Source organism: Flavobacterium sp. A45, from assembly GCF_002001005.1.
GTDB lineage: Bacteria > Bacteroidota > Bacteroidia > Flavobacteriales > Flavobacteriaceae > Flavobacterium.
In genome coordinates this window covers 34,036-47,405 of sequence record NZ_MUNX01000086.1, presented here as the reverse complement: position 1 = coordinate 47,405, position 13,370 = coordinate 34,036, and the positions used below count along the sequence as shown (strand labels likewise).

Here is a 13,370-nt window from a genome sequence, read left to right as displayed (position 1 = left end):
ATTAAAAACAAGCATTTAGTCGTTAATTTTTACAAATAACTAACAAACTTTAATTTATTTCAATTTGTACTGATTACACATATTTAAGTTTGTGTCATCTCTTATCATACTTTTAAGAAACCAATACTATGTGCAGTTTTTTTAATTCATAAAAATTTTTAACATTTTTACTTTGAAATACAAAGCACTTTTGTTGTTTTTGAACTGCAGATTTAAATCTAAACAATTATGGCTATAAATAACAAAAGGTTAATTGCAATTTTGTTTGCAGTTACATTTATCTTACTGATACCGTTTGTATCAATGCAATTCACAAATGAAGTGAACTGGACTTTATCCGATTTTGCAATTGCTGGTGTTCTGTTAATAAGTACAGGTTTAGGATGTGAGTTAGTGATTAGAAATGTAAAGAAAACCAACTATAGAATCGCTATTTGTACAATCATTTTAGCAATACTAATACTTACTTGGATTGAATTGGCAGTTGGGATTTTTGGAACACCTTTCGCAGGGAATTAAAAAGAAGAGACTGTCTCACAACTCGTGAAACAGCCTCTTTTGTTTTTTTACCATTATTACTAAAAAAAAGTTTGACTTGGTTCTTTTTTTCTAAAGCAAATAAACAGTTTTGGGTAGAAGAAAAATTTCTTTAAATCTCCAAAACACCTGCTTATAAAAATTAATTCAACTTAAAATTAATCTGCATTTTTTCTAATTCAAACAGCAGTTCATTCGAAATTTGTACTTTAAGCTTTCGGCTTGGCATGGCGAGTTTGGTGACAACTTTTATTTCTTCCACTTCGGTGACCGGTTTTATTTCAACTACTTCTGTCGCTTCTTCATTTTCATCCACAAAAGACTCCTCTTCATTTTCTGCAAACTCAGGAGTTGCTTCAACTATTCGCTTTATTTTTTCCAATTCCATAATTTCAAAAGCTACCGTATTCTCTCCTTTGTATTCTTGAAAAAGGCGATTTAGCTTATGAATAAATTCAGTCTCAATATCTTTAATATTCAGCAGAAGAATTAGTTTTTTGGCAAAAGTACTCAACACATCTTGCAAATATTGCACCAATACAAACTGCATTCTTGGCTCGGTTTTTTTTCCCGTATCCTGATTCACCCAACCTTCTTTTATCATCACCTTCATAAAAGTGAAATTGTTTTGAATAAAAAAATGCCTAAACTTTAAATACTCTTCCCCAAAAATTTTAAATTCATAACTCTCATCATAGCCTTCCAAAACAAAGGTTCCCCATCCTTTTCCGTTCTTGGCCACACGATGTTGAACATTGGTAATAATTCCACCAAAAGTCAAATTCTTACCAACATAAGCTTCCATATTTTTTAGAGCTTCTAGCTTTGCATTGCAAAAATATTTCATCTCAAATTTGTAATCATCCAGCGGATGTCCCGAAATATAAATTCCAACTACCTCTTTCTCTTTGGCCAATTTTTCCATAGTACTCCAGTCTTCACAAGGAGGCACAATAGGTTCCGCAATTTGCACATCACTGCTCTCACCAAACAAACTCACCTGTGATGAATTTTCATTCTCCTGAAATTTGGATCCATACTTAATGGATTTTTCATAAAAGGTTATTCCATCACCGTCATCATGAAAATATTGTGCTCTGGTTGTTCCTTCGAATGAATCGAATCCACCTGCCAGAATTAAGTTTTCTAATGCTTTTTTATTTGCTGCGCGCAAATCAATACGTTTGGTCAAGTCAAAAATAGACTTGTATTTTCCGTCTTTTCGGTTTTCTACAATAGTTGCAACAGCACCTTGTCCCACTCCTTTTATGGCACCCATTCCAAAACGAACAGCATAATCATCATTTACCGTAAACTTGTAAAACGATTCGTTGACATCGGGTCCAAGAACCTGTAATCCCATACGCTTACATTCTTCCATAAAGAAAGAAACCTGCTTGATATCACTCATATTATTGGACAAAACCGCCGCCATATACTCTGCTGGATAGTGGGCTTTTAGAAAAGCCGTTTGATAAGCGATCCAAGCATAGCAAGTCGAGTGCGATTTATTAAATGCGTAACTCGCAAAAGCTTCCCAGTCTTTCCAAATTTTTTCCAAAATTTTCGCATCATGTCCTTTCTCAGCTGCCTGGGCAACGAACTTAGGTTTCATTTTGTCTAGTACGTCTTTTTGTTTCTTACCCATCGCTTTACGCAAAACGTCGGCCTCACCTTTGGTGAACCCTGCCAACGACTGGGACAAAAGCATTACCTGCTCCTGGTAAACGGTAATTCCGTAGGTTTCCGATAAATATTCGGCACAGGCATCCAAATCGTATTTGATTTCCTCGTCGCCATTTTTTCTTCGAACGAAAGAAGGAATATATTCCAAAGGTCCTGGACGATACAATGCATTCATCGCAATCAAATCCCCAAAAACCGTAGGCTTCAAATCTTTCATGTATTTTTGCATTCCAGGTGACTCGTATTGGAATATACCAACCGTTTCTCCTCTTTGGAACAGCTCATAAGTCTTAACATCATCGATCGGGAAAGTATCAGGATCTAATTGAATTCCAGTTCGATACTTTACCAATTTTACGGTATCTTTTATCAAGGTAAGAGTCTTCAGACCCAAGAAGTCCATTTTTAATAGTCCGGCACTTTCTGCAACCGAGTTGTCAAATTGGGTTACATATAAATCCGAATCTTTAGCGGTAGTAACCGGAACGAAATTGGTAATATCCGATGGAGTAATGATTACTCCACAGGCGTGAATACCAGTATTTCGCATTGAACCTTCCAATATTTTGGCCTGCTGAATGGTTTCTCCAGCTAAACTATCTTCATTGGCAATAGCGATCAGTTCTTTTACATTTTCAAACTCATCCGATCGCAGGGCTTTTTTGACATCTTCTTCTTTTTCTGAAATAAAACGGGCCAAATTCCATTTAGATGGCATCATACCCGGAATCAGCTTCGCAATTTTATCAGCTTCAAACAATGGTAAATCCAGTACACGAGCGGTATCACGAATGGCTGACTTGGTTGCCATTTTACCATAGGTGATAATCTGCGCTACCTGATTAGCTCCATATTTATTGATTACATAATCCATTACACGACCACGACCTTCATCGTCAAAATCGATATCAATATCGGGCATGGACACACGATCCGGATTCAAGAAACGCTCAAAAAGCAAATCATACTTTATCGGGTCAATATTGGTAATCCCAAGACAATAAGCTACCGCAGAACCCGCTGCAGATCCACGGCCAGGACCAACCGAAACATCCATTTCTCTTGCTTTGGCGATGAAATCCTGTACAATCAAGAAATAACCCGGATAACCCGAATTCGAAATCGTGAGTAATTCAAAATCCAATCGTTCCTGAATATCAGGCGTAATATCTCCGTATCTTTTTTCAGCACCAACCATCGTAAGGTGACGTAAATATTTATTCTCACCACGAACGCCTCCATCTGCCTCATCTTCTGGTACCACAAACTCCTGCGGAATATCATATTTAGGAAGCAATACATCACGATACAGTGAATAAGTTTCGACCTTGTCAATGATTTCCTGAATATTCATAATGGCGTCAGGCAAATCGGCGAAGAGTTTTTTCATTTCCTCTTCCGACTTATAATAATATTCCTGATTAGGCAATCCATAACGATATCCGCGACCGCGACCAATAGGTGTTGCCTGTTTCTCTCCATCTTTTACGCACAACAAAATATCGTGTGCATTAGCATCTTCCTTATTTACATAATAGGTATTATTAGTAGCAATTAACTTTACATTATGCTTTTGCGAAAAGGAAATTAAGGTTTGGTTTATCCTATTTTCATCCTCTTGATTATGACGCATAATTTCAAGATAAAAATCGGCACCAAACTGTTCTTTCCACCATATCAAAGCCTCTTCAGCTTGGTTTTCACCAATGTTCAGAATTTTACTTGGAATCTCTCCATATAAATTTCCGGACAAAACCATAATGTCTTCCTTGTATTTTTCTACTATCGTTCTATCAATTCTAGGCACATAATAAAAGCCTTCTGTGTAAGCAATAGAAGCCATTTTTGCCAAATTATGATACCCTTTTTTGTTTTTGGCCAACAAAACGACTTGATATCCATTGTCTTTTTTGGATTTGTCCAAACGGTTGTCACAGATATTAAATTCGCAACCTACGATAGGTTTCATTTCTGATTCCGTTGGTTCTTCACCACTTTCAACCAAAGCTGCATTTTTTGCAGAAGCCGCTTTGTTGTGATTCATAACCGCACTCACAAAATGGAATGCACCCATCATATTTCCTGTGTCGGTCATTGCCACGGCAGGAAATTTATTTTTGGCAGTAGCCGTAACCAATGCAGCAATACCAATTGTCGATTGCAAAACCGAAAACTGTGTATGATTGTGTAAATGCGCAAAAGTCGCATCTATCAATACTTTTTTATTCTCTGTAAGTTCTTCTTTGGAAATCGAAACGGCTTGTTTCTCGCCAAATTGGAGTCGGATTCTTTCTGAAGCTTCTTTTAGGTTAATGTGTTTTAAACCAATTAACTCTATTTCGTGTGGATTTTTACTTTTGAAATCCTTGAAATAACCTACCTCAACATCAAGCTCTTCTTTGGTAAAAATATCTCTACGAATTAATTCCAAGAAACAACGAGTGGTAGCCTCAACGTCGGCGGTGGCGTTGTGCGCCTCCGCAAAAGGAACGTTGAAAAGATAACTATGCAATTCGGTTAACGTAGGCAATTTAAATTTTCCTCCACGTCCTCCAGGCAATTTTAATAATGAAGCGGTAACCTCAGTACAGGTGTCCAAAATTGGCATTTCACCCATAGGTGAATTAACGCCCATTCGGTAGAATTCACAACCCATAATATTGATGTCAAAACCTAGATTCTGACCCACAATAAATTTGGCTTTGCCTAAAGCAATATTGAATTTCTCCAAAACTTCGGCCAATGAAATACCTTCGGCTTCAGCCAATTCGGTAGAGATTCCGTGGATACGCTCGGCATCATACGGAATGTTGAATCCTTCGGGTTTTACCAAATAATCCTGATGCTCGATGAGTTTCCCCATGTCATCGTGCAACTGCCACGCGATTTGAATACATCTTGGCCAGTTGTCGGTGTCAGAAATGGGTGCGCCCCATTTCTTAGGTAATCCTGTGGTTTCGGTATCGAATATTAAGTACATAGTTTCTGAAAAGCAAAATTAAAGTTCCAATTACCAAGTTTTATTTGCCTTAAAATATTGATTTTATGGACAGTAAAAAGTGTTCAAACACAAAATGGTGGAAGTTCAAATTTAGGTTTTTTATGGGGATTGAGATAGGTAAGTTATCAACAAAAATGACATTTGATTAAACGAAGATCAATCTGTAGGTTCTAAATTTCGATAGAAAAAAAACATTTCTTGAATCCTCAAATGTTCTTGCGGTCGCGCGAGGGATAGGAATAAGCTACCGAAGTAGCATGGATAGCCCGACAGCGTTGAGGAAAGGGGCTGTATAAGCGATACTAAAAGTAAGCCCCTTTTTTTAACGGTGGCACGCCCAACTTATTTATAGTTTTAGATTCATCCAAAAACCTACTTTCTTATCAAATATTCATCTCTTCTCTTTTTTGGATGTCGTAGTATTTTAGCAAAAAAAAGAAGGCCAAAAAACTCGAAAACGGCATTATTTACCCCTTCATAAATTGGTTTTTTGATTCATTTTTATCAAATATCAAGAATACAAAATATAACAATAATCACTATTTTTTAAATTTTTGTTGTGATTTTTTAACCAAATTAGATATTTATGCGTTTTATTTGTAATAAATTTGCAAATTATTAAAAACACGACAAAAAGCATCAAATCTACTTTGAAAGGGAAATCAAAGTCAAATTTAGAAAGTGTATTTTTTTATCGAAAACAACGAACTAAAGTGCAATAGTGTTGTAAAGCCCTTTTGGGTATCGTATATAAATACTTTTCGAAATTGACGCCTCTCTTTTCTTTTTTAAATTTGTTGCCAATGATATAATTGTAAGGAAACTATCAAAATTATAAAAGAGAAATACACTAAAAAATAGTTAAAATGAGTACTACATTATTCGACAAAGTATGGGATTCGCACGTGGTGCGTAAAATAGAAGATGGACCAGATGTGTTTTTTATTGACCGTCATTTTATTCACGAAGTGACTAGTCCTGTAGCTTTTTTAGGTTTAAAAGAAAGAGGTATCAAGGTATTATATCCTGAGCGTACTTTTGCAACTGCCGATCACAATACACCAACTATAAACCAACACTTACCGGTTGCCGATGCTTTATCTGCCAATCAATTGAAAGCGTTGGAAGACAATGCAGCTGAATATGGTATTTCACACTGGGGATTGGGACATCAAAAAAATGGTATCGTTCACGTTGTAGGGCCTGAAAACGGAATTACTTTACCAGGTGCGACTATCGTTTGCGGTGACTCTCATACTTCTACTCACGGTGCTTTTGGAGCGATTGCTTTTGGTATCGGAACTTCAGAAGTGGAAATGGTTATGGCTACTCAATGTATTATGCAGCCAAAACCAAAGAAAATGCGTATCAACGTTAATGGAACTTTGAGTAAAGGTGTGGGGCCAAAAGATGTGGCTTTGTATATCATTTCACAATTAACTACTTCTGGAGGTACAGGATATTTTGCTGAATATGCAGGAAATGTTTTTGAAGAAATGTCAATGGAAGGTCGTATGACGGTTTGTAACTTGAGTATCGAAATGGGTGCTCGTGGTGGTATGATTGCTCCTGATCAAAAAACTTTCGATTTCTTGGAAGGACGTTTATATGCTCCAAAAGGAGAAGCTTGGACAAAAGCAGTTGAGTATTGGAAAACTTTGAAAACTGATGCTGATGCCGTTTTTGATGCTGAATTGAACATCGACGCAGCTGACATCGAACCAATGATTACTTATGGTACAAATCCTGGAATGGGAATTGGTATCACAAAACATATTCCAAACGCTAACCAAGTGGAAGGTGGTGAGGAAACTTATAAAAAATCTTTGGCCTATATGGGCTTCCACGAAGATGACGTGATGATTGGAAAACCAATTGATTTCGTTTTCTTGGGAAGTTGTACCAATGGACGTATTGAAGATTTTAGAGCTTTTACTGAAATTGTAAAAGGAAGAAAAAAAGCAGACAATGTTACTGCTTGGTTAGTTCCTGGTTCTCACGTTGTTGAAGCACAAATCAAAGAAGAAGGTCTTTTGGACATACTAACTGAAGCTGGTTTTGTATTGCGTCAGCCTGGTTGTTCCGCTTGTTTGGCTATGAACGACGATAAAGTTCCTGCTGGAAAATATGCTGTAAGTACATCAAACAGAAACTTTGAAGGTCGTCAAGGTCCTGGTTCAAGAACGCTATTAGCTAGCCCAATTATGGCTGCTGCTGCTGCTGTTACAGGAAAGTTGACAGATCCAAGAGATTTGATGTAATCCCCCTAACCCCCGAAGGGGGAATATAAATAGGTAAAAAACACAATAAATATACGCTCCTACAACTCCCCCTTCGGGGGTTGGGGGACTTAAAATTACAAATAACAATGGCATACGATAAATTTAACATCCTTACGAGTAGTGCAGTGCCACTACCAATAGAAAACGTTGATACAGATCAAATCATCCCAGCTCGTTTCTTGAAAGCTACTAAACGTGAAGGTTTTGGAGACAACCTTTTCAGAGACTGGAGATACAATGGAGACGATACTCCAAAAGCAGATTTCGTTTTAAACGATAAAACATACAGCGGAAAAATATTAGTGGGCGGAAAAAACTTTGGTTCGGGTTCTTCAAGAGAGCACGCGGCTTGGGCTGTTTACGATTACGGATTCCGTGCAGTAGTTTCTAGTTTCTTTGCAGATATCTTCAAAGGAAACTGTTTGAACATTGGTGTTTTACCAGTACAAGTTAGTCCAGAATTTGCTGAAACTATTTTCAAAGCAATCGAAGCAGATCCAAAAACAGAATTGGAAATTAATTTGCCAGAGCAAACCATTACGCTTAAAGTAACTGGTCAAAAAGAATCTTTTGACATTAATGGATATAAAAAGAACAATATGATTAACGGATTTGATGATATTGACTACTTGCAAAACATTAAAGAAGAAATCACAGGGTTTGCAGATAAACTGCCTTACTAAAAAATAAATACAATTAGTTAAGAAACCCGACACATTTTTTAAATCTGTCGGGTTTGTATATAAAAATAGATATGGTTTTAGAAATGGCTATTCTGCAGGTAAAAGAAGGTTCAAACCTTCAATTTGAAAGTGACTTTGCAGTTGCCAGCCAATTTATAGCTTCGATTCCAGGTTATGTAAATCATAGTTTGAGAAAATGCATTGAGGAGGAAAATAAATATCTGTTATTGGTTAATTGGGAGAAATTAGAAGATCACATTGTTGGCTTTAGAGAATCAGATGCCTATTTAGAGTGGAAAAGATTATTACACCATTATTACAATCCGTTCCCAGTTGTGGAGCATTATGAAATGGTTTTGGAGTCTAAAAAATAATTTTAAATTATAAAAAATGAAATCAACATTATCTGAAATACAACAGCGTTTTGACAATGAAGTAAGCCGTTTTTCTAATTTGGAAACAGGTCAAATCAGTACTGTTGATGCTACTTTGAGTTTAGAATTATTGACCCAAACAGCTAGTGCCTGTTGTCCCGATGCTAAACAAGTTCTGGATTTGGGCTGTGGTGCGGGAAATTATACTTTAAAATTATTAGAACTTATTCCTGATTTTGATTCCACTTTGATTGATTTAAGTCAACCGATGTTGGACAAAGCAAAAGAAAGAATCTTCAAAGCTTCAGAAGGAAAAATCACTACTATTCAAACTGATTTTTTGAATATGGAATTGCCTGACGAAACTTTTGATATTGTGGTAACCGGAGCAGCAATGCATCATTTAAGATCTGATGAAGAATGGGAATCTGTTTTCTCCAAAATATATAAAAGTCTAAAAAAGGGAGGTTGTTTTTGGATTTCAGATTTAATAAAACACGATCATCCTGCAATTGACCAATTGATGTGGAACCGTTATGCTGATTATTTAGAAGGTGTGGGAGGAAAAACATATCAAGAAAATGTGTTCGATTATATTGCCAAAGAAGATACACCTCGTTCTGTGATGTATCAATTGGAGGTGTTGAGAAAAGTAGGTTTTTCGTATGTAGATGTTTTGCATAAAAATAGTAATTTCTCTGTCTTTGGAGGTATAAAATAAACTTATGAGTGCAAACAAACACATACAAAGAGACGGACAGGAAGCCAATAAAGTATATAATGACAGAAGCCTAGCAAATGATTACAGGCATCTTTCTTCTATTCTAAAACCAGGCATGAGTGTCTTGGATATAGGTTGTGCAACAGGTTTTATTTCAAAAGACATTGCAGCTATAGTTGGAGAAAATGGAAAAGTCACAGGAATTGACAACACCGAAAGTTTAATTTTAAGCGGAAAGGAATCGCATATGGACGTCAAGAATTTAGAATTAATTCACGTTGATCTATTTGATTTCCATCCAGAAGAAAAATTTGATTTAATCGTTTCAGCCAGAGTATTGCAATGGTTAAGCAATCCGAAAGAGGCTTTACTAAAAATGAAATCACTTTTGAAACCAAATGGTCAGATTTCAATTTTGGACTATGATCATACCAATCTAGATTGGAATCCATCACCGCCAGAAAGCATGCAGACTTTTTACGATACGTTCTTGAAGTGGAGACAGGACGCTGGAATGAACAATAGAATTGGGGAAGATTTACCTAAGCTATTAAACGAAGTAGGTTTTCATTCTGTCGAAAAAATTAATTCTGATGAACTTTATAATGACGAACGTTCAGATTACAAATCGAAAATAGGAATTTGGTCAAAAGTGGCAGGTCCTCTTCAAATGGTAGAAGAAGGCTATTTAGACAATGATTTGAGATTAAAAGCCATTGAAGAATACAACCATTGGGTAGAAACCGAAGCGATTTCTATGACAATGAAATTAAATGAAGTGCGAGGAAAAATATAAAGCTTGCTACAAAGCAAAACAATAATATAAAACACACAATACCCTTTTGTAAAAGGATTTTATAGAAAAGCAATATGGAAAAAAGAAAAATAGAAATAATGGATACCACACTTCGCGACGGTGAACAAACCTCAGGGGTATCCTTTTCTGCTGCAGAAAAGTTAACCATTGCGCAATTATTGCTAGAAGAACTAAATATTGACCGTATTGAAATCGCATCAGCTCGTGTTAGCGAAGGTGAATTTCAAGGTGTAAGTGGTATTATGTCCTGGGCTGAGGAAAAAGGATATGCCGACAGAATTGAAGTATTGGCTTTTGTCGATGGCGGAATTTCTATCGAATGGATGAAAAAAGCAGGAGCCAAAGTACAAAACTTATTGACCAAAGGTTCTTTAAATCATTTGACCCATCAATTAAAAAAAACACCAGAACAGCATTTTGCCGAAATCGCACAATCTATTGCTTTGGCAAACGAAAATGGAATTTCCACCAATGTCTATTTGGAAGATTGGAGCAACGGTATGCGCAATTCTCCTGAATATGTTTTTCAATATCTGGACTTTTTGGTGACGCAACCCATTAAAAGAATATTATTACCCGATACTTTGGGTGTTCTTATTCCATCGGACACTTTTGAATATATATCTAAAATCACTGCAAAATATCCTAACATTCATTTTGATTTCCACGCTCACAACGATTACGATTTGAGCGTTGCCAATGTAATGGAAGCTGTAAAAGCAGGCATCAATGGATTACACGTTACCGTAAACGGAATGGGAGAACGCGCTGGAAACGCGCCACTTGAAAGTACCGTTGCTGTGATTAATGATTTTATGCCTGAGGTAAAAATCAACATCAAGGAATCCTCATTATACTCAGTAAGCAAACTTGTTGAAACCTTTACAGGTTATAGAATCCCCGCCAACAAACCCATTGTAGGTGATAATGTTTTTACACAAACAGCAGGAATTCACGCTGATGGTGACAACAAAAACAATTTGTATTTTAATGATTTGCTTCCAGAACGCTTTGGAAGACAACGAAAATATGCTTTAGGAAAAACATCAGGCAAAGCCAATATTGAAAAAAATCTTCAAGAATTGGGATTAAAACTAAACCCTGAAGATTTGAAATTGGTAACCCAACGAATCATCGAATTGGGAGACAAAAAAGAAACAGTTACCAAAGAAGATTTACCATACATCATTTCAGATGTATTGGACAGCCAATCTTATGAAGAAAAAATTGTAGTGGAATCGTATGTATTGGTTCATGCCAAAGGATTACGTCCTTCAACTACTTTATGTTTAAAAATCGACGGTGAAATTTTTGAAGAAAATGCACAAGGTGATGGTCAATTTGATGCTTTTATGAATGCGCTTTCCAAAATTTATAAAACCAAAAAAATGATTTTGCCTAAATTAGTCGATTATGCGGTTCGTATTCCTCCTGGCAGTAGCTCGGATGCTTTATGCGAAACCATCATCACTTGGACCAACAACGGAAAAGAATTTAAAACAAGAGGACTTGATTCCGATCAAACCGTTGCCGCTATTATTGCCACTCAAAAAATGTTGAACGTGGTGGTGATTTAAAAAGAAATTACAATTGAAAAAAATCTATTAAAAATATAATTAAAAATTAACAACAATGAAATTCAACATTGCCCTTTTAGCTGGAGACGGAATCGGACCAGAAGTAATTAACGAAGCAGTTAAAGTTTCGGATGCCATTGCCAAAAAATTCAATCACGAAATCACTTGGACTCCTGCACTTACAGGTGCTTGCGCTATTGATGCCGTTGGTGTTCCTTACCCAGACGAAACTCACGAAATTTGTATGGCTGCCGATGCTGTTCTTTTTGGAGCTATTGGACATCCAAAATACGATAACAATCCAAGCGCACCTGTTCGTCCAGAACAAGGTTTATTGTTAATGCGCAAAAAATTAGGTTTGTTTGCCAATGTTCGTCCAACATTTACTTTCCCTTCATTGATTGATAATTCTCCATTAAAAAGAGAGCGTATCGAAGGGACTGATTTGGTTTTCTTGAGAGAATTGACTGGAGGAATTTATTTTGGAGAAAAAGGAAGAAGAGACGACGGAGAAACTGCCTTTGACAATTGTGTATACACTAGAGTTGAAGTTCAACGTTTGGCAAAAAAAGGATTCGAATTGGCAATGACACGTTCTAAAAAATTATGTTGTGTGGACAAAGCCAATGTATTAGAAACTTCTCGTTTGTGGAGAGAAACTGTTCAAGCTATGGAAAAAGATTACCCAGAGGTTGAAGTAAGTTATGAATTTGTTGATGCTGTTGCAATGCGTCTAGTTCAATGGCCAAACTCTTATGATGTATTGATTACAGAGAATTTATTTGGAGACATTTTGACTGATGAAGCTTCTGTTATTTCTGGTTCAATGGGATTAATGCCATCAGCATCAGTTGGAGAACATACTTCATTATACGAACCAATCCACGGATCTTACCCACAAGCAACTGGTTTGAATATTGCCAATCCATTGGCGACTGTTTTATCAGCAGCTATGATGTTTGAAGATGCTTTTGGATTAAAAGCAGAAGCAGAAGCTATCAGAGCTGTAGTTAACAAATCTTTGGAACAAGGAATTGTAACTGAAGATTTAGTTGCTAAAGGAACAAAAGCGTATTCTACTAGCGAAGTAGGTGACTGGTTGGTTGCTAATCTGTAAAATAAATAATTATTGTTTTTGTAGAGATGATGCTACTGTACATCTCTGCAAAAACAAACAAAATAGAATGCAACAAAAAAGGTGTCAATTTACATTGACACCTTTTTAATATATGATTGAAAAAAATATTAATATCTTCCTCCTCTGTCTCCACCACCACGGTTATCTCCACCACGGCTGTTTCCACCATAACCTCCGCGAGAATCACCTCCACGGTTGTTGTTAAAACTTCTTCTTTCGCCTTCTGGTTTCGGTTCAGATTTATTAACAACGATTGCACGTCCTTGAACAGTAGCTCCGTTCAATTCGTCAATTGCTTTTTGAGCTTCATCGTCATTTGTCATTTCAACAAATCCGAATCCTTTACTTCTTCCTGTAAATTTATCTGTGATAATTTTAACTGAATCAACTGCTCCGTAAGCCTCGAAAGACTCTCTTAAATCTGCTTCCTCAATACTGAATGGAAGGCTTCCAACAAAAATATTCATAAGTACTTATTTATAATAATTGAAACAAATGTACTCTATTTTTTTTCTAATCAACTATAAATTAGCTTATTTATCAGATAATTTATG

General features: G+C 36.3%; 10 protein-coding genes. 8 read left to right on the top strand and 2 right to left on the bottom strand.

The features are described from left to right. The first annotated feature begins 228 nt into the window (after positions 1–228). The gene (locus tag B0E44_RS10435; RefSeq protein WP_077374115.1) at positions 229–519 is read left to right on the top strand and encodes a hypothetical protein; all 291 of its coding nucleotides are present in this window, start codon (positions 229–231) and stop codon (positions 517–519) included. Between the two features lie 160 nt (positions 520–679). On the opposite strand, the gene dnaE is transcribed toward B0E44_RS10435, so the two are convergent. Further along, on the bottom strand, positions 680–5,203 hold the full coding sequence (gene dnaE, locus B0E44_RS10430) for a DNA polymerase III subunit alpha (RefSeq protein WP_077374112.1): 4,524 nt from the start codon (positions 5,201–5,203) through the stop codon (positions 680–682). A gap of 887 nt (positions 5,204–6,090) precedes the next feature. Here dnaE and leuC point away from each other — a divergent pair. From leuC to leuB, 7 genes are all read left to right on the top strand, one after another. Further along, entirely contained in the window at positions 6,091–7,485 is a 1,395-nt protein-coding gene (leuC, locus tag B0E44_RS10425) for a 3-isopropylmalate dehydratase large subunit (RefSeq protein WP_077374109.1), read from the top strand. A 107-nt stretch (positions 7,486–7,592) separates the two neighbouring features. Further along, positions 7,593–8,189: a 3-isopropylmalate dehydratase small subunit gene (gene leuD / locus B0E44_RS10420; RefSeq protein ID WP_077374106.1), complete on the top strand. Its 597-nt coding sequence runs from the start codon at positions 7,593–7,595 to the stop codon at positions 8,187–8,189. Between the two features lie 53 nt (positions 8,190–8,242). Beyond that, positions 8,243–8,563 (top strand): antibiotic biosynthesis monooxygenase, encoded by a 321-nt coding sequence (locus B0E44_RS10415; RefSeq protein WP_254423282.1) that lies wholly within the window; start codon positions 8,243–8,245, stop codon positions 8,561–8,563. Positions 8,564–8,579: 16 nt separating this feature from the next. Then, positions 8,580–9,284 carry a class I SAM-dependent methyltransferase gene (locus B0E44_RS10410; RefSeq protein WP_077374100.1) on the top strand — a complete coding sequence of 235 codons (705 nt, stop codon included), beginning with the start codon at positions 8,580–8,582 and terminating at the stop codon, positions 9,282–9,284. Positions 9,285–9,288: 4 nt separating this feature from the next. Next, positions 9,289–10,080, top strand: a complete 792-nt coding sequence (locus B0E44_RS10405; protein ID WP_077374097.1) for a methyltransferase domain-containing protein — start codon at positions 9,289–9,291, stop codon at positions 10,078–10,080. Positions 10,081–10,154: 74 nt separating this feature from the next. Then, the gene (locus B0E44_RS10400; protein WP_077374094.1) at positions 10,155–11,678 is read left to right on the top strand and encodes an alpha-isopropylmalate synthase regulatory domain-containing protein; all 1,524 of its coding nucleotides are present in this window, start codon (positions 10,155–10,157) and stop codon (positions 11,676–11,678) included. A gap of 55 nt (positions 11,679–11,733) precedes the next feature. Then, positions 11,734–12,795 carry a 3-isopropylmalate dehydrogenase gene (gene leuB / locus B0E44_RS10395; protein ID WP_077374091.1) on the top strand — a complete coding sequence of 354 codons (1,062 nt, stop codon included), beginning with the start codon at positions 11,734–11,736 and terminating at the stop codon, positions 12,793–12,795. A gap of 128 nt (positions 12,796–12,923) precedes the next feature. Here the strand turns inward: leuB and B0E44_RS10390 are convergent, their stop codons facing one another. Further along, the gene (locus B0E44_RS10390; RefSeq protein ID WP_077374089.1) at positions 12,924–13,283 is read right to left on the bottom strand and encodes an RNA-binding protein; all 360 of its coding nucleotides are present in this window, start codon (positions 13,281–13,283) and stop codon (positions 12,924–12,926) included. Positions 13,284–13,370: the final 87 nt, after the last annotated feature.

Excerpts from the sequence above, each read along its gene's own strand:
- leuB (WP_077374091.1), top strand. The coding sequence starts at position 11,734 with ATGAAATTCAACATTGCCCTTTTAGCTGGAGACGGAATCGGACCAGAA.
- B0E44_RS10390 (WP_077374089.1), bottom strand. The coding sequence starts at position 13,283 with ATGAATATTTTTGTTGGAAGCCTTCCATTCAGTATTGAGGAAGCAGAT.
- B0E44_RS10435 (WP_077374115.1), top strand. The coding sequence starts at position 229 with ATGGCTATAAATAACAAAAGGTTAATTGCAATTTTGTTTGCAGTTACA.
- dnaE (WP_077374112.1), bottom strand. The coding sequence starts at position 5,203 with ATGTACTTAATATTCGATACCGAAACCACAGGATTACCTAAGAAATGG.
- leuD (WP_077374106.1), top strand. The coding sequence starts at position 7,593 with ATGGCATACGATAAATTTAACATCCTTACGAGTAGTGCAGTGCCACTA.
- leuC (WP_077374109.1), top strand. The coding sequence starts at position 6,091 with ATGAGTACTACATTATTCGACAAAGTATGGGATTCGCACGTGGTGCGT.
- B0E44_RS10410 (WP_077374100.1), top strand. The coding sequence starts at position 8,580 with ATGAAATCAACATTATCTGAAATACAACAGCGTTTTGACAATGAAGTA.
- B0E44_RS10405 (WP_077374097.1), top strand. The coding sequence starts at position 9,289 with ATGAGTGCAAACAAACACATACAAAGAGACGGACAGGAAGCCAATAAA.
- B0E44_RS10400 (WP_077374094.1), top strand. The coding sequence starts at position 10,155 with ATGGAAAAAAGAAAAATAGAAATAATGGATACCACACTTCGCGACGGT.